The organism is Pseudochrobactrum lubricantis (genome assembly GCF_041929865.1).
Lineage (GTDB): Bacteria > Pseudomonadota > Alphaproteobacteria > Rhizobiales > Rhizobiaceae > Pseudochrobactrum > Pseudochrobactrum saccharolyticum.
Genome location: NZ_JBHEEE010000007.1, coordinates 86,885 through 107,234, shown reverse-complemented (window position 1 = coordinate 107,234; position 20,350 = coordinate 86,885). Strand labels below are relative to the sequence as shown.

At 53.3% G+C, this 20,350-nt stretch carries 13 protein-coding genes; 3 read left to right on the top strand and 10 right to left on the bottom strand.

Annotated elements, in window-relative coordinates:
• The first annotated feature begins 127 nt into the window (after positions 1 to 127).
• Both JNC80_RS15055 and JNC80_RS15050 read left to right on the top strand, forming a co-directional pair.
• Positions 128 to 844: a lysoplasmalogenase gene (locus tag JNC80_RS15055; protein ID WP_075657012.1), complete on the top strand. Its 717-nt coding sequence runs from the start codon at positions 128 to 130 to the stop codon at positions 842 to 844.
• A complete protein-coding gene (locus tag JNC80_RS15050) occupies positions 837 to 2,240 on the top strand; it encodes a coniferyl aldehyde dehydrogenase (protein ID WP_376710760.1) in 1,404 nt (467 codons plus the stop codon). Before JNC80_RS15055 ends, JNC80_RS15050 begins: the two co-directional genes overlap by 8 nt.
• Before the next feature lie 62 nt (positions 2,241 to 2,302).
• Here JNC80_RS15050 and JNC80_RS15045 read toward each other — a convergent pair whose 3' ends face one another.
• Positions 2,303 to 7,819: an alpha-2-macroglobulin family protein gene (locus JNC80_RS15045; protein ID WP_376710759.1), complete on the bottom strand. Its 5,517-nt coding sequence runs from the start codon at positions 7,817 to 7,819 to the stop codon at positions 2,303 to 2,305.
• Between the two features lie 337 nt (positions 7,820 to 8,156).
• Between JNC80_RS15045 and JNC80_RS15040 the strand changes: the two genes are divergently transcribed.
• Entirely contained in the window at positions 8,157 to 9,083 is a 927-nt protein-coding gene (locus JNC80_RS15040) for a LysR family transcriptional regulator (RefSeq protein WP_116088843.1), read from the top strand.
• Here the strand turns inward: JNC80_RS15040 and JNC80_RS15035 are convergent.
• From JNC80_RS15035 to JNC80_RS14995, 9 genes are all read right to left on the bottom strand, one after another.
• Positions 9,064 to 10,416, bottom strand: coding sequence for an MmgE/PrpD family protein (locus JNC80_RS15035; protein ID WP_376710758.1), 1,353 nt, complete (start codon positions 10,414 to 10,416; stop codon positions 9,064 to 9,066). The genes JNC80_RS15040 and JNC80_RS15035 overlap by 20 nt on opposite strands.
• Before the next feature lie 20 nt (positions 10,417 to 10,436).
• Positions 10,437 to 11,438 carry a serine hydrolase domain-containing protein gene (locus JNC80_RS15030; protein ID WP_376710757.1) on the bottom strand — a complete coding sequence of 334 codons (1,002 nt, stop codon included), beginning with the start codon at positions 11,436 to 11,438 and terminating at the stop codon, positions 10,437 to 10,439.
• Positions 11,435 to 12,229 carry an ABC transporter ATP-binding protein gene (locus tag JNC80_RS15025; RefSeq protein ID WP_376710756.1) on the bottom strand — a complete coding sequence of 265 codons (795 nt, stop codon included), beginning with the start codon at positions 12,227 to 12,229 and terminating at the stop codon, positions 11,435 to 11,437. The genes JNC80_RS15030 and JNC80_RS15025 overlap by 4 nt, the downstream gene beginning before the upstream one ends.
• An 11-nt stretch (positions 12,230 to 12,240) precedes the next feature.
• A complete protein-coding gene (locus JNC80_RS15020; RefSeq protein ID WP_075657017.1) occupies positions 12,241 to 13,104 on the bottom strand; it encodes an ABC transporter ATP-binding protein in 864 nt (287 codons plus the stop codon).
• 18 nt (positions 13,105 to 13,122) lie between these two features.
• Complete coding sequence (gene nikC, locus JNC80_RS15015; protein ID WP_376710755.1) at positions 13,123 to 14,049, bottom strand: nickel transporter permease; 927 nt, start codon at positions 14,047 to 14,049, stop codon at positions 13,123 to 13,125.
• Positions 14,050 to 14,057: 8 nt separating this feature from the next.
• Positions 14,058 to 15,137, bottom strand: a complete 1,080-nt coding sequence (locus tag JNC80_RS15010; protein WP_376710754.1) for an ABC transporter permease — start codon at positions 15,135 to 15,137, stop codon at positions 14,058 to 14,060.
• A gap of 173 nt (positions 15,138 to 15,310) precedes the next feature.
• Positions 15,311 to 16,930 (bottom strand): ABC transporter substrate-binding protein, encoded by a 1,620-nt coding sequence (locus JNC80_RS15005; RefSeq protein WP_376710753.1) that lies wholly within the window; start codon positions 16,928 to 16,930, stop codon positions 15,311 to 15,313.
• Between the two features lie 71 nt (positions 16,931 to 17,001).
• Complete coding sequence (locus JNC80_RS15000) at positions 17,002 to 18,426, bottom strand: M20 family metallopeptidase (RefSeq protein WP_376710752.1); 1,425 nt, start codon at positions 18,424 to 18,426, stop codon at positions 17,002 to 17,004.
• A 79-nt stretch (positions 18,427 to 18,505) separates the two neighbouring features.
• Entirely contained in the window at positions 18,506 to 20,326 is a 1,821-nt protein-coding gene (locus JNC80_RS14995; RefSeq protein WP_376710751.1) for a S9 family peptidase, read from the bottom strand.
• Positions 20,327 to 20,350 lie beyond the last annotated feature (24 nt).

Genomic DNA, 20,350 nt, shown 5'->3' with positions numbered 1-20,350 from the left:
CCGTGTACCGGATTTGGCACACAAAGGTCGCTCTAACACTTTAAAATTAGAGCATAATTTTACCTTCAACTGATCCAGTGTTAAGGAATTATGCTCTGAACAGGCTGTGTAAAGGGGGAGACAATGCATGGCGGTCGGAAACACATCACAGACAATCAATAATCATCATGCTGCAACAGTGATCTATATTTTACTCGCTACAGCAGCAATTGCGGGCGCATTGCTTGGCAGCTCACTCAGCCCTGAATGGCGCTGGCTGCATTATCTGACCAAGCCGACGGCTACGGCTTTCCTGCTGTTTCTGACTTTGCAGATTAAGCATCCTGCATCCCGCCATTATCGCAATGCTATTGCGCTCGGGCTGGCCTTTGCCATTGGCGGTGATTTCTTCCTCATGCTGCCGCAGGATTATTTTATGGCCGGGCTAATTTGCTTTCTGCTCACCCATTGCGCCTATATTTATGCATTACTGTCCGATCATGCTGCGTTCAAACCCGCTGTCTTTATCGGCTTTGCAGCCATTGCATTATTGATTATTTCCGGTCTGTGGAACAGCCTGCCTGATGGCATGCATATTCCGGTCGCTATTTATGCAGTGGCACTGGCGCTGATGGCTGCACTGGCACTCAACCGCGCTATCAACATGACAATCGCCGACCGCAGCACAAAACAGGCGGCCAAGATTGCGGCTTTTGGCGGCATCTTCTTTGTTATCAGTGATAGTATTCTGGCTTACGGGCGTTTTCGTTTTGATATTCCGCTGAATCCGGTCTGGGTACTCGGCACCTATTACGCAGCGCAATGGTGCTTTGCCCGTTCTGTTTTAAGGGACACAAATGACTGAGCAATTGAGCACGAATTTTGCGATTTTGCGTGAAGCATGGCTGAAAAACCGCCCTGATGAGCGGCAGCGCCGTGAAGATTTGTTGCGGTTGCGCACAGCTTTCAAAGCCAGCCTGCCGCAAATGGCCGAAGCAATATCGCGCGATTTCGGGCATCGCTCCACCCATGAAAGCATGATGGCCGAAGCCGTGATTGTGCTCAAGGAAATTGACTTCTGTCTGCGCCATCTCAGAAAATGGATGAAGCCGCAAAGGTGCAAAGCCGGATGGCAGTTCTGGCCTGCGAGAGCAGAAATACGACATGTGCCGCTGGGCGTGGTTGGCATCATGTCCCCGTGGAACTATCCGGTAAACCTCTCCCTGACGCCGCTGGTTTCTGCACTTGCGGCGGGTAATCATATCTATCTGAAACCTTCAGAACATACGCCGCATACCAATGCCTATCTCAGCCGCCTGTTGCAGGAAATATTCCCGCCAGAACGTGTGTGCATCGCTCAGGGTGGTGCGGACATTGCCGCAGCATTTTCTGCCCTGCCCTTTGACCACTTGTTTTTCACCGGTTCCGGCGCGGTCGGTAAAAAAGTCATGGCCGCAGCTGCCCGAAATCTCACACCGGTCACTCTGGAACTCGGCGGTAAATCGCCTGCATTGATCGCACCCGATGCCGATCTTGTTAAAAGTGTCAGCCGCATCCTGACAGGTAAACTCTTCAATGCCGGACAAACCTGCATCGCGCCGGATTATGTGCTGCTGCCGGAAGATATGCTGGAAGCTTTTATTACGGAATGCAAAAGCCAGACCGCCCGTCGTTATACGGGGCTCGACCGGCAGCCGGATTACACAGCCATTATCAATGAAGGTCAGTATAAACGCCTCACCCATTTGCTGGATGATGCCAGTATCCGTGGTCATAAGACCATTCCGCTTCTGACATTGAGCGATATACAGAGAGCCGGAGAATATCATATTCTGCCACCGATGCTGATTATCAATCCGGATGATAACAGCACCATTATGCAGGAAGAGATATTCGGTCCGTTGCTGCCGGTGAAAACCTACCGCACCTATGATGAGGCCATTGGTTTTATCACCAGCCGCGACCGGCCGCTGGCATTCTATTGTTTCAGCAACAGTAATGAGACCATTGAGACTACGCTTACACATATTGTGGCAGGCAGTGTGTGTATTAATGACACGCTCTATCAGTTTGCCTGTGCAGACCTGCCATTCGGCGGCGTGGGCATGAGCGGCATGGGGCATTATCACGGTGAGGAAGGTTTCAAAACTTTCTCCAAAGCCATGCCGATCTTACGAAAATATAATCCCGCGGCGACTGATTATCTGCACCCGCCCTATAGTCGCTTTGCCGATTTCATCATCCGTTTTCTGACACGATAAAAAACAAAAAGCCCCGCCTGAAACAATCAGGCGGGGCTTTTTCATTACTCTGTTACCGCTGCTTAATTGGCAGGCTGCACCTGCATCATAGCGGCTGCACCACGGGCAAAATATTGCGGACGATACATATCTTCCACAAACGGTGCCGGATGCGCATAGGTACCCGGTGTCACCGCCCGCACAATATAGGCAACCGTATATTCACGGGCATTGCCGCCGCTGCTGTTGAATGCCGCAACAAAACGGTCACTGCGGAATTCGCTATGAGCAACGGTCGTGTCACCGAGCCAGCCGAAATTGCTCAGATCCGCACTGTTCACAACGCGAGGATTATCAATTTCAAATCCGGCAGGCAGCAAATCCGTTATCAGCACACGGGAAGCCCAGTTATTCGATTCAGCTACTTTCAGAACAACCACATAGCGCTCATTCTGTTTCGCTTCAGAAACACTGATCTCTTCACCGTCGAGCGTGTAATAGCTGCGGCCAATGCTGAAACCGTCACCACCTGCCGGTGGTGCTTCCACCGGTGCCGCAACAGTTGTAATCACCGCAGTCACCGGCCTGTCACCGGTATTGCCCACAGTTACCGGCGCGGCTTCAAGCTGTTCGCCAGTCAGACGCTCAGACAATGCACCCTGACGGGCCTCACCATTGAGCAGCAAGGTCAGATTGGCATCTTCATCCTTCAGCCCCTTGGCAGCCAGCAACAACCATGCCTGTTCTTGCGTGCTGGTATAACGTGTTTCATTGCTCAGACCGCCAACCACTTTCACCAGTTCCGGTACAATGCTTGGTACCGGACGGCTTTCTGCGGCAAGAGCCAGAATGGCTGCACCGTCTCGCAGGTGCGAACCGTAATCCGAACGCGCCCAGGAAATATTGCCTTTATTGGCAAGACGGAACGCCGAAGCAAAAGCCTTTTCGGAGCGTGCACCGTCACCATAAAGGGCAAGGCTTGCACCGAGCTGAGCACGTGCCAGCGGCGTTTCAAACTCATCCAGACGGGTATCCGCGTAGTAGCGCAGATCGGCAATGGATGCACGGCGGTTACGCGACAATACATAGAAAGCATAGGCTATCGAATTGCCGTTATCCTTGATCGAAACATCGTAAGACAGTGCATTTTGCAGATTATCCAGTGCCGAAATCATCGGCTGCTGCGGCACATCAAACTTCTGCTCGCGGGCGCGGGTCAGGAAATCTGTCACATAGGCATCAAGCCACAGATCACCGCTATCCGGCGACCAGAGACCGAAACTGCCGGAAGAGGACTGATTATTCAGAACTTTGTAAATGGCTTCCTGAATGCGCTTGTGCAGTTCTTCTTCACTGTCCTGCATCGGCATACCGGCCTGCTTGGCCAGTTCGCTCATATAGAGCAATGGCAAGGCACGGCTGGTTGTCTGTTCGGTACAGCCGTAAGGATAACGGTCAAGCGATGTCAGCAAGCCCGGAATATCAAAGCCGGATGCATTGGAAACATTGATGCTGACTGAAGCGCCGTCCATACGCTGACCGGCAAGCAGTTCTTTATTGATAACAAGAGAACCGTTAACCGCAGCCAGTGTTACTTCCTTGCGGGTCGTTTCCGGCAAAGACGATGCACGCACCGGCAGGATCAGATCCTGCGAAATACTCAGACCGCTTTCATGGGTCAGCTGTACCGTCAGTTCTTCAGTTCCTGCACGTTCCGCTTTCAGCGGCAGTGTCAGATATTTCTTTTCGCCCTGTGCCAATGTCACCGATGCCGGTGCCTGTTCCTGCGGCACAGAAACCAAACCGGAACTGGCCACACTCACAGTGTAATTTCCGGCAGGGCCATCCGTATTGGCAATATCAAGACGCAACTGTGCCTGATCGTCCGGTGCCATGAATTTTGGCAGAGCGGCAGTGATAACCACCGGATCACGGATGATGACATCCGACTGCGCATTACCGACAGCCGTCTTTGTCCAGGCTACGGCGCTGATCCGCGCAGTACCGTTAAACTGCGGAATATCAAAGCTGACATTGGCTTTGCCATCGGCACCAACCTCAACAGGACCGGCAAAGAATGCCACCAGTTTTTCGGTTGGCGGCGAGCCTTCAGCGGCCATTTGCGCGCCGTCACCACCGGTGCGCAGACGACCCATCGTGCCGAGCGAACCGTCAATCAGTCGACCGTAAAGATCGCGGATTTCGAGACCGAGCTGACGCTGACCGAAATACCAGCCAGCCGGATCGGCCGGTTTGTGATTGGTCAGGTTAAGAATACCCACATCCACAGCCGAGATCATGACATAAGCCTGATCGCCGGATTTCAGACCGCCGATTGAAACCGGTATAGTCAGTGCCTGACGCGGTTCGATTTTCTCCGGCGCTTCAATCCGCACTGAAAGCTTGCGCTCTGCAGGATCAACAGCCAGCCAGCGGATACCGATGGCGCGGGCAGGCATACGGGTTTCCTGAGCTTCGCCCGGACGATAGAGGCTTGCGGTAATATAAGCACCGGCACCCCACTCACCGCTGACCGGAATTTCAACTTCCGCACCCTCAGCAGGAACCGAAACGGTTTTGGTCATCAGCAGACTGTCAGCGCCGACAGTGACCAGCAGCTCACCGGCAAAACGCGGAGAGACTTTCAGCTTTGCGGTTTCGCCGTCTTTATAAATGTCTTTATCAAGCGCAACTTCCAGACCGTCCGGTGTTTCAGTCGAGCGTGCTTCAACATACCAGCCGGCATCAAATTCAATGCTGGTCTGCGGGCCGTCAGGGTCAGAGGTCGCGATCTCAAGACGATAACGTCCCCATTCCACAGGCACCTGAATGCTGCCTGCAGTCTGCTCATCGGCAGAAACAGTGCCGTCGGCGACTTTCTTCGTATAGCTCACCGGCTCATAGTTCCATGAGCTGCCGCTGCGATACCACTGATACTGGCGCTCGACTTTAACCAGCGTCCATTCCAGCCCTTCCTCAGTAACGCGCTTGCCATCAGCATCGCTGACAATCACCGAGAACTGCGCATTGCTGTTTTCCGGCAGGCTGTCGCCGTCAAATTCCGGCTTGATACCGATCATGGCGCTGTCGGATGCAACCGGCAAAGTCAGCTTACGCTCAACCGCACGGCCGCCACCTTCACGCATACGCACAACGATATCCGCATTCAAACGCTGCGTTGTCGCGGGCAGATCATTCAGCAGCACCGGAATTTCGGCCTTGCCCTGTTCATCCAGTTCCGGCAGATCATCCAGCGTAATACGTGTATCTTCCGGCTGATCCTCATCGGCCAGACCGAAAACATATTTCGGAAACAGATCCCATGTCCGTGTCGGGCGAATATTGACTTCGCCTTCCAGTGTCAGACCGGCCGCTGGTGCACCATAAAGATAACGGCCGTCCACTTTAACCACAGCCGCATCACCGGCTTGAATTTCCTTCACATCTGAAGTCAGGTCGAATTCTGTGCGGTCAGGCACAAAATCCTCAACCAGAAACTGCTTTTCTGAGAGCGGGGTGGCTTTCGGATCGCTTAAAATACGCAATGTCCATGTACCGCGCATGGCGTTGTTTGCCAGCGGCAATTCCACAGCATGACCACCGGCAGCCTGTGAGGTGCTGACAATCGCACGGTCTTCCACACCATCAGGACGCAGGAAAGAGAATGTCAGCGGCAGATTTTCTACAGCCTTCGCTGAGCCGTCACGCACCAGCGCAGCGGCATGAACGGTTTCACCGGTGCGATAAATACCGCGCTCGGTCCAGCCGTAAACATCCAGCGCACCCGGTGCAGGACGACCGGTTACACCGCGATCCGAGAGGTCAAAACCGGCACGTTTCATATCGAGGAAAACATAATCTTCCTCATCGCCATTGCCCTTGGAGCGTGCGGTCAGAATGGCAGGCGCCATCGCTGCTGTGCCGCGCATCAAACCGGCGGTGAAAGTCGCACGACCATCACCATCCGTTGTTGCAGTCCCCAGAACTTCATTATTCGCCGCCAGCAATTGCAGTTCAACGCCGCTCAGCGGCTTGGCTGTTGCAAGGGAACGGGCGAAAACATTCAGACCATCTTCACCGGCAAAAGTTGCAAGACCGGTATCCGACACCAGAAACCACTGTGTCGCCTGCGATGACCAATATTCCGAACGGTCACCCTCAGCCTTGGCTGTCATAATATAGATGCCGGGCTTACGCTTCGGCAGCGCTTCATCCACGGGGAAGGATGAGACGATTTCTTTGTTCAGCTCACTCTCAACATCCAGTTTGCCGGTATAAACTTTTTCACCCAGCGAGCTGACAATCTGCGATGTGGCATAGCCGTCAAGCTGACCGAAGAAACTGATACCATCCATCGACTGGGTAAGAGCACGCTCCCCCACACGATAAACTTCCAGATCAATGGTTTTGACATTGATGCTGACAACAGGAATACCGCGGCGCATGGTGCTTGGCAGCACAAAAGCATCGCCGTTGAAACGTACAGTCGGTGCACGGTCACGCACATAGATATTAAGCGCAACCGGTGTTTCAATCATTTCACCGATCGCGGCAGGCAAACCGGAGCGGATACCGATGCGGTAATTTTTACCGTGCTGCAAACCTTCAATACAGATTTGCTTTTCTTTGGCTTCCAGACCTTTCGGGCTTGCATCATCAACAGTCACGAAAGAAGCGTAATCAATGCCGCTTTTCATCAGCGTTTCTGAAAGCTGGATACAAACACGCGGATTGGCGCTGTCGCTGTCCACCGTATGATCGACCACGCGGAAACCTTTACGCATACGCAGGTCTTCATAAGCGGCACTGACCGCAGCCGAATTTTGCAGCGCAAGGCTGGCTTTATAACTGTCGATAGCAGGGCGGAAATTATCGCGCAACTCCAGCGCCTTGGCCAGATTGCTCAAAGCTTCAGCACGGTCGGAAACCGTACGGCTGAGCTGATAGGCAATAATAGCCGAAGATGTGGCAGCGCGTTTGATCTGCCAATTGGCATCATTGCTTTGTGCAGAACCAAGCGTCGCGCGGCTCAATCCCATCCAGACAGCACTGTTTTCTTTTGCAGCAGGCACAATACTGGCAAAATCAATCACTGATGAAGAAACACTGCCGGATTCGTAATTTCTTTGGGCAGCGCGCAGCAATTTGCTGACATCACCGGCAGGCTTTTCGCCGCTGTTCAGCTTATTGCGATAGGTGCGTGCCTCATCCAAAACACTGGCCGGAACAAAGGTAATCGGTGCAGGCGCGGGCAGTTCCGCTTCCGCAGCGGCAGCATCCAACACTTTACCCGCTACTGCGCCTTCAAAAGCATTGAGCTGATTATAATCGGATTTCAGGAAACACCATTTTGCTTTCACATTATAGGTGAAAGCACGGCATTCCTCATCTTTCAGACAAATATTCTCACACTGGTCAAGGCCGACATCCTTCACTGTGCGCAGATCAAAACCGGGATAATCACCGTTTTGCGTTGTTTCAATCGTCCTTGTTCCGTTTTGAGCAGTCTGTGCCGTAGTAGCTTGGGCTATAGAAGTTTGAACAGACAGTGAAAGCGCAGCAGACAATATCAGGCCTGCAAAGACAGTACGCATCGACATCGGGATTCTCCGGTCAATTAAATTTGATTCAGCCATGAAACTTGTCCGGAGACTCTTGTCAAGTCAGACGCGCAGTCAGGACAACAGAAGCAAAAGCATTTTATAGATCAGATATGACAATACATGCTGTATCACTAATTCAGTATCATAAATTTTGGATGACCATGACCGGTTTTTATTCTAAAGAGGAAACAAGTCTTTAAGACGTTTGAAGTGCCGGAGCATGTTGTATTTGATTGCAGCCACCGCAAGCGCTCTGGATTTTTTAGTTTATCGCATGTGCGCGGGCGTTAAATGACAGCATTTAACTGCGGCATGCTTAGTGCGGAATGCTTCTATGGAATTGAAGTGGCTCGAAGATTTTCTCTGCCTGTCACAACACTTAAATTTCTCCCGCGCGGCTAATGAGCGGCATGTTACACAATCCGCGCTGTCACGCCGGATCAGGCAACTTGAAGCATGGGTCGGTGTACCGCTGATCGACCGTTCCACCTATCCTATTCGTCTGACCCTTGCCGGACAAAGTTTTCTGCTCCGTGCGCATGATGCGGTCGGTCTCCTCACTCATGCCCGTGACGAGCTGAGCGCCCGCTATACGCCGATGATGGAAGTGCTGTCCTTTGCGACACTCAACACTCTGTCGCTCACCTTTTTTCCGGCGCTGATGGCACGGATTGAAAGCAACGGCGATAATTTCCGCACCCGTTTTTCCGATCCGCATCCCTCATTTCTCGGCAATGTCTCAACCCTTCTCAACGGAAATTGCGATTTTCTGCTGACCTATGCTCACCCCTTGGTCAGCCAGATGGAGGATCTGAGAAATTTCCCTTATTTGTCTCTCGGGCATGAAAAGGTAATACCGGTATCAGCGGCAGATGCCGCCGGCGAACCACTGCACCGGCTGGGAAACCACACATTGCCGACAGAATATCTGCGTTATCGCGATACAACATTCTTTGCACAGGTTCTCGATCCGCTTGTGGAGCGCCGCGGCCTCAATCTGAATATGGTCTATGAGAACGGCATGGCCGTCGGGCTGAAGGCCATGGCGGTTTCCGGTCAGGGCGTGGCATGGATTCCGCAAAGCCTGATGCCGGATGAATGGAAACGCGGCATTCTGGTGCGTGCAGGCGTTCAGGACTATGATCTGGATGTGGAAATCCGCGTCTACCGCTCGCAGCGTTTTCGCACGGATTATGCCGAGCGTTTCTGGCGGCGCGCATCAGCACTCGCCGCCAAAGACATTAACTGGTGGCAGAACTGAATAATGATTTCAGTGCTTTCAGATCTTTTGCAACATCCAGTGCCAGAAGCTCTTCATACACACCGGCAGCATTATCCGATGCCCCGCAGCAATCCATGAATTTACCGAGGCGGTCAGCATCGGTGAAAGGCTCCTGTAAGCCACCAACAGCATAATTTCGAGATGCTTTCAGCACGCGCCCGTCATGCAATTTCACAGTCACAACATGCGGAAGCTTATCCTGTGCAATCCGTTCTTCATCCGCACTGTAGCTCAGCATGGTTACGCGGTTTAGCAACGCATCACTTGCATAGTGCTGCACAGCTTGCGGCGTAAAATCAGTAAGACTTAAATGTCCCTGCCGCAATGCTCTCGCCACGCAATATTGCATGGAAAAGCGTGCCTGCATTTCATCAACCGGCTGCGGATAGGTCAGATTACGGTAATTGGCGATACCGACCAGCGTCTCGACACTCTCCACATCCTCTGCCGTGAAACTGTGCTCACGCATCAGATCAAGCAAACCGTCAACGATCAGATGGGTTGAACCGCAACACGGATGTTTCTTCGGCATCACCCCAGCGGTCTCAAGAATATGCTTTGCATCAGCGATGATCGCTTCCGTTTTCCAGCCGCGGCGCTGATCTCCGGCAAACAGGCTATGAAAGCCCTGTGCGCCCTCCAGAATATCAGGCCGTGCCTGCATCCCTGCTTTTGCCAGCAATGTGGCCTCCACCGCATTGCGTGCCGCCATGCCCGCATGGAATGGTTTAATCAGCGTGCCGAATTGGCCTTTGGTGCCAGATGCATAGCTGACAGCAATGGTGATTGCCCGGGAAGTCGCCTCTTCATCCAGCCCGAGCAGATGCGCCACTGCTGCGGCAGTGCCGATGCTGCCAATGGTTGAGGTACCATGCCAGCCTGCCGTATAATGCGCCTGCCCGACGCCATCGCCAATCAGTGCCTGCGCCTGAAGGCCTGCCAGATAAGCATCAATCAGTTGCGCACCGGATGTTTTTTCAAAATCCGCGACAGCCAGCAAAGCCGGAACGATAACCGCTGAAGCATGGCTCATGCCGGGCAGAAAATTATCGTCATAATCCAGCGCATGGGCGGCAGTACCATTCACCAGCGCCGCCACAATCGGACTTGATTTTGCACCGGTCACCAGTAACGCCTCTCCCGCGCAGCCAGTCCGGGCGAAAGCCTCAAACACTGTTTTGGTGCTTGCATCTTCACGCCCTGCAACCATACAGGCCAGCGTGTCGATAATCGCATCACGCGCGAGCAAACGCGCCTTTGCACTGGTTACCGGCTTTGCGCAGATTTGCGCAATCGCTGCGGCAACCGTCATTTCCTCCTCCCGCATTTCCCTCACCCCTGAAATGCGTCGAAGATCAGTTTCAGCAGACGGCCAAACTTGTGTCGGTTAAGCTGGCGACCGGCAATATCGGTATCCACCCGATGCACAATCACCATATCCAGCGCCGGAATGGTAATGCAAAAATGTCCGCCTGCACCAAAGCCTGCATAGCTGCCTTTAGGAGTTACAACACCGGGGAAAAACACACCGTCACGCTCCAGCCACCACATATAGCCATAGGCACCGCGCGCACCGGCATCAGAATAAGGCATTACGCATTCCTGCGCCCAGCCTTTTGGCAGCACATCTTCACCGTTCCAGCGACCATGACGCAAATAAAGCTGGCTGAAACGCGCCAGATCGCGGGTCGACAGGCGGAACGGATAGGCCGCGTGGCGGCTCTCGGTGAAACGATCGTGCCAGCCATCCGGCTTATCACCACTGAGCGAAAAATCTTCAAACTGCAGCGGCTTGGCAATACGCTCTTCAAAAGCCTGATGAACGGTCTTACCGGTCAGTTGTTCAAAGATTGTACCCAGCGCATTGAAATCCCAGTTATTATAGCACCAGAAAGTGCCCGGTGCATGGGAGTGGCGCTTCTCTTTAATCATGCGCATCCACGGTGTTTCATAACCCGCTGCATGATAAATACCGGAGCGTGCCGTCAAAAGATCATAGACAGTTGCCTGTTTTTCAACTTCGCTCAAACCGTCATTGTCATCGATGCCAAGTTGCTCAAGCGTCAGGCTCAGATCAATCGTACCATCCGCCACATCCTGCCCCATCAGCGCGGCCAGAATGCTTTTGCGGATCGAATGACAGAGATATTTATGGGTAACATCACCATAGGTGTAGATGATCTTGCCACTCTGCACGATCATCAGTGCATCGGTCTCTTGCCCTTCAGCGCAGGTTTCAACCGCCTGCAGACCCGCTTCAGACCAACCGGACTGAGAAGGGTTTTGCACCCGTTCCCATTCTGCCGCCGGATTGGCCGCATGCTGATAACTCATAGCTGGGCTCCTTTAACTTCATTATGCGCCACGGCCTCAACACTGGCCTGCAAAAATTCCTGCGTATAAGGCGCGCTGGCACGGGATTGACGCAGATCATCTGCCGTCAGTTCTTCCAGAATAATGCCTTTATGCATCACACCGACCCGCTCACAGATATGCGCAACCACCGCCAGATCATGACTGACCATCAGATAAGTCAGACCGCGTTCACGGCGCAGGGTTTTGAGCAGGTTGAGAATTTCTGCCTGAACAGAAACGTCCAGCGCCGAAGTCGGTTCATCAAGCAACAGCACTTCCGGCTCGATAATCAGCGCTCGGGCAATCGCCACACGCTGACGCTGACCGCCCGATAATTCATGCGGATAGCGATACATGAAACTCGGGCCCAAACCGACAGCTGTCAGCACATCACGGATACGCTCTTCCTTACGATCCATACCGTGAATGGTCAGAGATTCCGCCAGCACTTTATGCACCATCTTGCGCGGATGCAGCGAGGCATAAGGGTCCTGAAACACCATCTGCACGCGGCGGAAGAACGATTTGTCACGCTCACCGGACAGCAATGTGCCGTCAAAACTGAAATTGCCGGTATAATGCGGGATCAGGCCAGCCAATGCGCGCAGGATCGTGGACTTACCGCAGCCGGATTCCCCGATCAGACCATAGGCCTCACCACGGGCAATATGAAAACGGGCTTTCTTGACCACTGTCGAGCGCTTGCGCCCCTTGCCGAAGCTGACAGACAGGTCAGACACATCCACCAGCGGCTTTGTATTCTCACTCATAATATCCGCCATTATTTCTGACCTCCGCTGAGGGTTGCACCTGAAAGCCAGCTCGGATCACGCTCCGGCACTTGCAGCATATCCACCGGATGGTCGAGACGCGGCAGGCTGGCAAGCAGAGCCTGCGTATAAGGATGCTGCGCTTTGTGCAGTTCTTTGGCAGGCAGATCTTCCATGATGCGACCGGCATACATCACCAGCACGCGGTCACAGAAATCCGCCACCAGATTGAGGTCATGGCTGATAAACATCAGGCCGGTACCGGAACGACTTACCAGTTCATCCAGAACGGTCAGCACCTGACGGCGCACAGTCACGTCCAGCGCCGAGGTCGGCTCATCGGCAATAATCATATCCGGCTCAGGGATCAGCATCATTGCGATCATCACACGCTGCCCCATACCGCCGGAAATCTCATGCGGGAACAGGTTCATCACCCGCTCCGCATCACGGATATGCACGGCTTCCAGCATGGTCAGTGTGCGCTGACGGGCTTCCTGCTTATTCACCCGATGATGCAGCCGGTAGGCTTCCATAATCTGGTCGCCGATACGGATCAGCGGATTGAGCGAATATTTCGGATCCTGCAAAATCATCGAGATTTTATTGCCGCGCACCGAGCGCATCTGACGCTCACTGGCACCCAGCAAATCAACATCGCCGAATTGCAGTTTTTTGGCTTTGATCTGTGCCGCTTTCGGGGTCAGTTTGAGGATCGAACGGCCGGTCATGGATTTACCCGAACCGCTCTCCCCTACAATACCGACTTTCTCGCGTCCGATGGAAAAGCTGATGCCACGCACCACATCGATTGAGCGGTCAACACCCGGAAAAGACACCCACAGATCTTCAACTTCTAACAGAGGTTTGGTCATTTGATTTATCCGTTCCCCTTATCCGTTACGCGGGTCAAGAACATCGCGCAGACCATCACCAAACAGGTTGAAGGCAAGGCTGGCGAGCAGAATGGCACAACCGGGCATGGCTGCGAGCCACCACGAGGTCATCATGAATTCACGTCCGCTGGAGAGCATCGCACCCCATTCAGGGCTTGGCGGCTGCGCACCAAGACCGAGAAAGCCAAGGCCTGCGGCAGTGAGAATGATCGACGACATATTGAGGGTGATACGGATCACCACCGACGGGATACACATCGGCACAACGTGATGCCAGATCACACGCATCGTGGAAGCACCCTGCAAGCGGATTGCTGCCACATAGTCGGATGAGCGGATGGTCAGTGTTTCCGCACGCGCCAAACGGGCAATCGGCGGCCATGCAGCCAGCGAGATCGCAATCACCGCGTTTTCAATGCCGGGTCCGAGAGCCGCCGCAAAAGACAGCGCCAGAACAAGGCTTGGAAAAGCGAGAAAAATATCAACAATACGCATCAGCGCTGTATCAACCCAGCCGCCCATATAACCGGCAGTGGTGCCGACAATCAGACCGATTGGTGCAGCGATAATTGCCGTCAGCGTCACGATATAAAGCGTAATCCGCGAACCATAGACCAGACGGCTGAAAATATCGCGGCCCAGCTCATCGGTGCCGAAATAATGCGTCCATGATGGCGGCTGCAAACGGTTGGCCAGATTATTCGCACCGATATCATAAGGCGCGATATAAGGTGCAAAGATCGCCACAGCCACCAGTAACACAATAACGAACAGACCGAAAACTGCGGATGTGTTGGTCAGAAGCTTCAGCCAAGAGCGGCGCAATTGCTGCACATTGGCCTGAAGGGCGGAAGAAGGCACCGGCGCACGCAGCCATTCACGGAATGACGAAGTGTTAGGTGCGGAATTGGAAGTATCAGTCATGAGAGCACCTATCGTGTACGCGGATCAAAGACGCGGTAAAGCAGATCACTGATCAGATTGATGACAACGAAGAGAATACCCACGATCAGCGTACAGCCGACCACAGCATTCATATCACCGGCCATCAGAGCATTGGTGAGATAACGGCCAAAACCCGGCCATGCGAACACGGTTTCCGTCAGCACGGCACCTTCGAGCAGGAACGCATAGGACAGCGCCACAACCGTCACTACCTGCACGGCGACATTGCGGAATGCATGTCCCCAGACAGTGCGTGCCCATGACAGGCCTTTCACGCGGGCGGTAATGATATATTCCTGATTGAGCTGCTCAATCATGAAACCGCGGGTCATACGGCTGATATAGGCCATGGAGCCGAAAGCCAGAATGAGCGCAGGCATGATGATATGGCTGAAGGCATTGCCGAATGCTTCCCACTGTCCCTGCATCGCACTATCGAGCAACAGGAAACCGGTTGTCGGCTCGACTGAAAACTCATGAATAAAATCAATGCGTCCCGGACCACCGATCCAGCCAAGACCGGCATAAAACACCAGCAGCGCCATCAGACCGAGCCAGAAATTCGGCGTGGAGTAACCGAGCAGGCTGAGCATACGCACCAGATGATCCAGCGGTGAATTGCGGTACATTGCCGAGAACACGCCGAGCGGAATACCAAAGCCGGTACCGATAATAATCGCAACGGTTGCCAGTTCGATCGTAGCCGGAAACACGCGGCCGATATCTTCCAGCACAGGACGGCCGGAAGTCAGCGCATTGCCGAAATCAAACATCACGGCATTTTTAATATAAAGACCATATTGCACGATCAACGGCTGATCGAGACCAAGCTTGCGATACATCGTATCATAGGCTTCCTGAGAGATATTATCCCCCAGCATCGCGATCACCGGATCAAGCGGCAAAAGACGGCTGATGAAAAAAGTCAGCGTGACCAGACCAAGCAGCGTAATCGCCACGGAAATGATCAGGCGTGCGGCGGCGGCGAGAAAGAGAAGAACGGGATGAGGTTCATGATAGACCTCATTGTCAAACTCCGTATCTTGCAAAGTTTCGGGCGTCGTCATGGCAATGTTTCCGTCAATATCGGGAAAAGGAGAATTTGCAGCACAGGGCTTTCAGCACCGCAAAGGTGCCGGTAAAATAAAGAGAATGTGCTGCAAACCTGACTGAATGCCGGAATATCAATTCCGGAAGTTACCTGCCGCCGCAATGCAAGCGGCAGGTCTTTCGCGGTCAGTTATTTAGCGGCTGTATCATAATAGGTGCGGAAACCGTTCCACTCCCAATTCGTGATACCCTTGTTAATACCGGCAACATTATAGATCTGGAACATATAGGCCTGCGGGCCTTTTTCCATCATCTCTTTCTGCAGTGCATGATAAAGCTCGGCACGCTTGGCTTCATCTTTTTCAAACAGGGCAGCATCGACTTGCTTGTTCACGGCCTCATCAAAATAGCTCGCGCGCCAGCTCGGATACATGGTCTGCTTGGCTTCCATGCGGTTATCCGGATTGAAAATCTGACGCGAGGCATTGCCATGCGCATCCGGCACGCCGGTCGCCCAGCCCATCAGCGAGGTCTGGAATTCACGGCCACGGATACGGCTGAACAGCTGGGCATTGGCCATGCGTTCGATCTTGATTTTCACACCGGCTTTAGCCGCTGCATCCTGAATACTCTGGGCAATCGGCGCTGCATAAGGAGCGGTACCGATAAACATGGTGGTTTCAAAACCATCCGGATGACCGGCTTCAGCCAGAAGTGCTTTGGCTTTTTCCACATCCAGAGTGAATGGCTGGCCTTCTTTTTCATCCAGCGCACCGAAAGCACCAAGCTGCACAAAGCTTGCACGCGGCACGCCGACATTGTGCATCACAGTCTTTGCCAGTCCGTCATAATCAATGAGATAGCGCATAGCGAGACGCACTTTTTCATTGTTGAAAATCGGATCAGCATTGTTGAAGTTCCAATAGAACAAAGTCGGTTTCAAAGCGCGTGAAACGGCAACCTTATCCTGTGCTTCCAGATCTTTCAGATCTTCCGGTGTCAGATCACGGGCAATATCAATATCGCCTTTTTCCAGCAGCAGGCGCTGGGTACCGGCTTCCGATACGTGGCGGATCAGAACCTGTTTCAGCTTCGGTGCTTCACCCCAGTAATTATCACTCGCCTGCAACAGTACAACTTCTGCAGGGTTCCAGCGCATCAGCTTATAAGGGCCAACGCATTCGGTACGGGTGGCCAGATATTTATTGCCCATATCGCCTTCGACCTGATTGGCCGTCAGCACTTTCTGGTTGAGCAGAATTGAAACACGGTTTGCTGCAATAGCTGACAAGATGAGATTGACCGGATATGGCTTATCAAGTTTGAAGACGAGCGTCTGATCATCCGGCGCTGTAATCGCAGTATCAACATTGTCTTTGACGAAACCGTATTCCGTCAGTGTTGCAGCATTACCAAAACCGAGTTTAACCACGCGTTGCATTGACCATGCCAGATCACCGGCAGTTGCCTTGTCACCATTGTCAAATTTCAGGTCATCGCGCAGATGGAATGTGATCTGCAAACCATCTTCCGACACGTCCCAGCTTTTAGCCATGCGCGGCAGAATTTTGGTTTCATCTTTCGGGTCAAAATCAACCAGCGGATCGCAGGTATTCTGGATGATTTCGTTGCTCACCACTTCGCCGATCTGAGCCGGATCGAAAGTGCTGATCGCATCAATATTCCATGCCATCACCAGAGCGTTTGGCGGTGAGGCAGCTTCCGATGCAAATGTTGCACCGGCGAGAGCAGCAGTACCGGCAATCATTGCCAAAGCGGAACTGCGGTTCAAAAACTTATTGGTCTTCATCTTTATCCCCTGTTTATCATTATTTGCGTTGATAAAGGACATGGCGGCAGATCACCGCCATGCCGATTGATTTACTCTACCGGGCGCGGCTGCAGCGGCGGGTTCACCTCCGGCGGGATCGGGCAGGTGTAAGGTGTTTTCGCCATACGTGCCTGATGATCGGCTTTGGCAGCATTAAGAATGCTCTCATCCTGCATCACATCCAGCGCGGTTCCGGCCATAACTTTAGCCGCATAGACCATGCCTTTATGTGCGGCTGGCATTTTGCCCTGCGCAGTGATCTGCCATGAGTGACCAGGTGAGCCGATCGCATGGGTGGCAACACGCGCCTGCACGGTCGGCACTGCCCAGCTGACATCGCCCAGATCGGTGGAACCGATCATCGGCACGCCGGTCTGTTCACGCGGCAGCACATAATCACAAAGCGGTGCATTTTCAGCGAAAGGCTGACCAACGCGCAGGTAATCGGTTTCGATATCTTCTGCAGACAGAGTCGTCTGAATTTTTGCAGCGAAAGCACGGTCAGCATCATCAAACGGCACACCACCAAGACGCTCCATATTGGAATGCATTGCGATTTCCAGCGGTGTATTGCCGAGCAGATTGGACACAGCACTCATGATCGAAATATCGACTGTGGTTTCCGTCATCATTGCAGCGCCCTGCGCTACTTTTTTCACGCGTTCATTGAGCGAGAACATGCCCGGCAGATCGGTTGCACGGATTGCATAACGCACTTTGGCTTTAGCCTGCACTACGTTCGGCGCAATCCCACCGGCATTGAGATAGGCATAATGCAGACGGCAATCCGCCGGAATATGCTCACGCAGATAATTGCAGCCAACGCTCATCAGCTCAACCGCATCGAGAGCAGAACGGCCAAGATGCGGTGCAGCAGCAGCATGCGATGCACGGCCGGTAAATTCAAAATCCATACGGGTATTGGCAAGCGACTGGGCATCATCCACTTGCGTGAACGAAGCCGGATGCCATGAAATGGCAATATCCACATCGTCAAAAGCACCGGCGCGCACCATGAAAGCCTTAGCAGCACCGCCCTCTTCCGCAGGGCAACCATAATAACGCACGCGGCCTTTTTTACCGTTCTGTTCCAGCCAGTCTTTCACAGCCGTTGCTGCGAGAAGCGCTGCGGAACCAAGCATATTATGGCCGCAGCCATGGCCGTGGCCTGTGCCCGGAATCGGACGAGGTTCAGCAATACCGGCTTCCTGTGACAGGCCCGGCAATGCATCATATTCACCGAGGATAGCGATAACAGGCCCGCCTTCACCGGCTTCACCGATCACGGCAGTCGGAATACCGGCCACATTTTCCGTGATTTTAAAACCCTGATCGCGCAGCATCTGTGTATGCTCGGCGCAGGATTTATATTCCGTATAGGCAATTTCCGGCATACCCCAGACGCGGTCGCTAAGTTCCTCGAACTCACGCTTTTTCGCATCAACCAGATCCCAGATCACCTCACCATTTTTCATGGTGTTCCTCCCGATTATCATGTCATTTGAATACAGTTTCAGGAGCGAGCCTCCACCCGCACCTGAAACCGTGTTGTCTTTACAGGTTTTCGTCGATGAAGCGTCCCAGCGCGTCAAACACTGTGTGGCGGTTTTCAATCCGTGCAAAACCATGGCCTTCATGCGCAATACGCAGAATTTCCACCGGCTTGCCCAAACCACGCAGGCAGGAATAAACCATCTCACTTTCGCAAGGCGTTACGCGTGGATCTTCCAGCCCGTGCACCACCATCAGCGGTGCCTGTATTGCTGCCATTTTATGAATTGGCGAGAAGCGCTCCAGCGCATCTTTCATCGTCGCCACATCACCATATTCCACTTCGCGCAGGACTTTACGCCACGGACCGGTGGTTTCCATCAAAGTCAGGAAATTGGCAATGCCGTAATATTCGACGCCGAGTTTCCACAAATCCGGATATTCAGTGAGAGCAGCCAGCACCATGAAACCGCCATAGGAACGGCCAAACACGCCGATACGGCTGCCATCAACATCCGCACGATTGCCGACGGCCAGACGCACCGCTTTAAGATCAGCCACGCTGTCCATACGCAATTCGCGGTCATCAAGATGCTGATAAGGGCGGCCATAGCCGGTGCTGCCGCGAATATTCGGCGCAATCACCATGATGCCGCGTGCCAGCATATATTGAATGTCAGCGCGGAAATCAGGCTTCCACTGGGCTTCAGGGCCGCCATGGACAATGATCATCACCGGATAGCCGCTCGCAGGCGCAGCAACAGTCGGCTGGTAGACAAAGTAAGGAACATCCAATCCGTCAAAGCTCGCAACACTGGTCACAGTCGGCTCAATAAAGTGCGGCAGAGCGGTTTTTGCCTTTGGCGCATCGGTCAGGCGGCTATAGGTGCCTGTAGCCACATCACAGCGCCAGATATCACCGGAGGTTGCCGCACCTTCCGCAGGCATCACCAGTGCCGCACCATCCTGTGTCCATGTCACAGATGCAATTACACAAGGCATCGGGGTTGGCAGAGATTTCTGCACTTGGCCCTGACGATCAATGATAACGATCTCGCTCCAGCCCTGACGGTTGAGCACCAGCGCCACGCTCTGCTGATCCGGCGCAATGGCCAGAGCTTCCACATCCTGTTTTTCAAAACCAGCAATTTCAACAAGTTCATTGCTGTCATAGGCTTTGAACATCACGCTGGAGTAGTCTCGTCCCTGATCGGAAATTAGCAAAATGCCGGAATCATCCTTGAGGAATTTCGCAGCCTGATAGGAAGCGCGTCCCTGATGCGGCAGCATATCTTCATAAGCACCAGTTGCCAGATCGAGACGGCAGAAATTCTGATCCGTCATAGCGCGGGTACAGTCATTGACCAGCAGCGCTGCACCATCCGGTGTGAAAGCTGCCGGAGTGCGCCAGCCGATGCCCTGATAGACACATTTGGCTTCACCTGTCGCGACCGTCATCACATAGAGATCCATGTGCGTGCGGTCACGGTAATTGGCGGAATAGGCAATCTGCGTGCCGGCCGGCGACCAGCAGCCCCAGCCATGCACCACGGTTGCATCCGTAGTTAGCTTACGCGGTTCGCCTTCCGCATTTTCAACCAGCCAGAACTGGTGACGCTCATCACCACCCCAATCGGTGCTGATCAGCAGGTCACGGCTTTTTGGATTGAAAGACAGCGTGCCGACAGGCTCCGGCAGATTGGTCAGCTGCTTCGCTTCGCCACCGGCCAGCGGCTTGATCCAGACCTGTGCGGTGCCGCTTGCATCGCTCAAAAATGCCAGCAATTCGCCATCCGGTGAGATGGCCGGTTTTACGGCTTTGCGGATCTCCGTATAGGAGGACATTGCAACGGCGGAAGGATCGGATTTCAGTGTATCAAACATGAAGCTGCCCGTTATTTTAAAAGA

What these genes read in the sequence shown, in the direction of transcription:
- JNC80_RS15055 (WP_075657012.1), top strand. Translation starts at nt 128, where the DNA reads ATGGCGGTCGGAAACACATCACAGACAATCAATAATCATCATGCTGCA.
- JNC80_RS15050 (WP_376710760.1), top strand. Translation starts at nt 837, where the DNA reads ATGACTGAGCAATTGAGCACGAATTTTGCGATTTTGCGTGAAGCATGG.
- JNC80_RS15045 (WP_376710759.1), bottom strand. Translation starts at nt 7,819, where the DNA reads ATGTCGATGCGTACTGTCTTTGCAGGCCTGATATTGTCTGCTGCGCTT.
- JNC80_RS15040 (WP_116088843.1), top strand. Translation starts at nt 8,157, where the DNA reads ATGGAATTGAAGTGGCTCGAAGATTTTCTCTGCCTGTCACAACACTTA.
- JNC80_RS15035 (WP_376710758.1), bottom strand. Translation starts at nt 10,416, where the DNA reads ATGACGGTTGCCGCAGCGATTGCGCAAATCTGCGCAAAGCCGGTAACC.
- JNC80_RS15030 (WP_376710757.1), bottom strand. Translation starts at nt 11,438, where the DNA reads ATGAGTTATCAGCATGCGGCCAATCCGGCGGCAGAATGGGAACGGGTG.
- JNC80_RS15025 (WP_376710756.1), bottom strand. Translation starts at nt 12,229, where the DNA reads ATGAGTGAGAATACAAAGCCGCTGGTGGATGTGTCTGACCTGTCTGTC.
- JNC80_RS15020 (WP_075657017.1), bottom strand. Translation starts at nt 13,104, where the DNA reads ATGACCAAACCTCTGTTAGAAGTTGAAGATCTGTGGGTGTCTTTTCCG.
- nikC (WP_376710755.1), bottom strand. Translation starts at nt 14,049, where the DNA reads ATGACTGATACTTCCAATTCCGCACCTAACACTTCGTCATTCCGTGAA.
- JNC80_RS15010 (WP_376710754.1), bottom strand. Translation starts at nt 15,137, where the DNA reads ATGACGACGCCCGAAACTTTGCAAGATACGGAGTTTGACAATGAGGTC.
- JNC80_RS15005 (WP_376710753.1), bottom strand. Translation starts at nt 16,930, where the DNA reads ATGAAGACCAATAAGTTTTTGAACCGCAGTTCCGCTTTGGCAATGATT.
- JNC80_RS15000 (WP_376710752.1), bottom strand. Translation starts at nt 18,426, where the DNA reads ATGAAAAATGGTGAGGTGATCTGGGATCTGGTTGATGCGAAAAAGCGT.
- JNC80_RS14995 (WP_376710751.1), bottom strand. Translation starts at nt 20,326, where the DNA reads ATGTTTGATACACTGAAATCCGATCCTTCCGCCGTTGCAATGTCCTCC.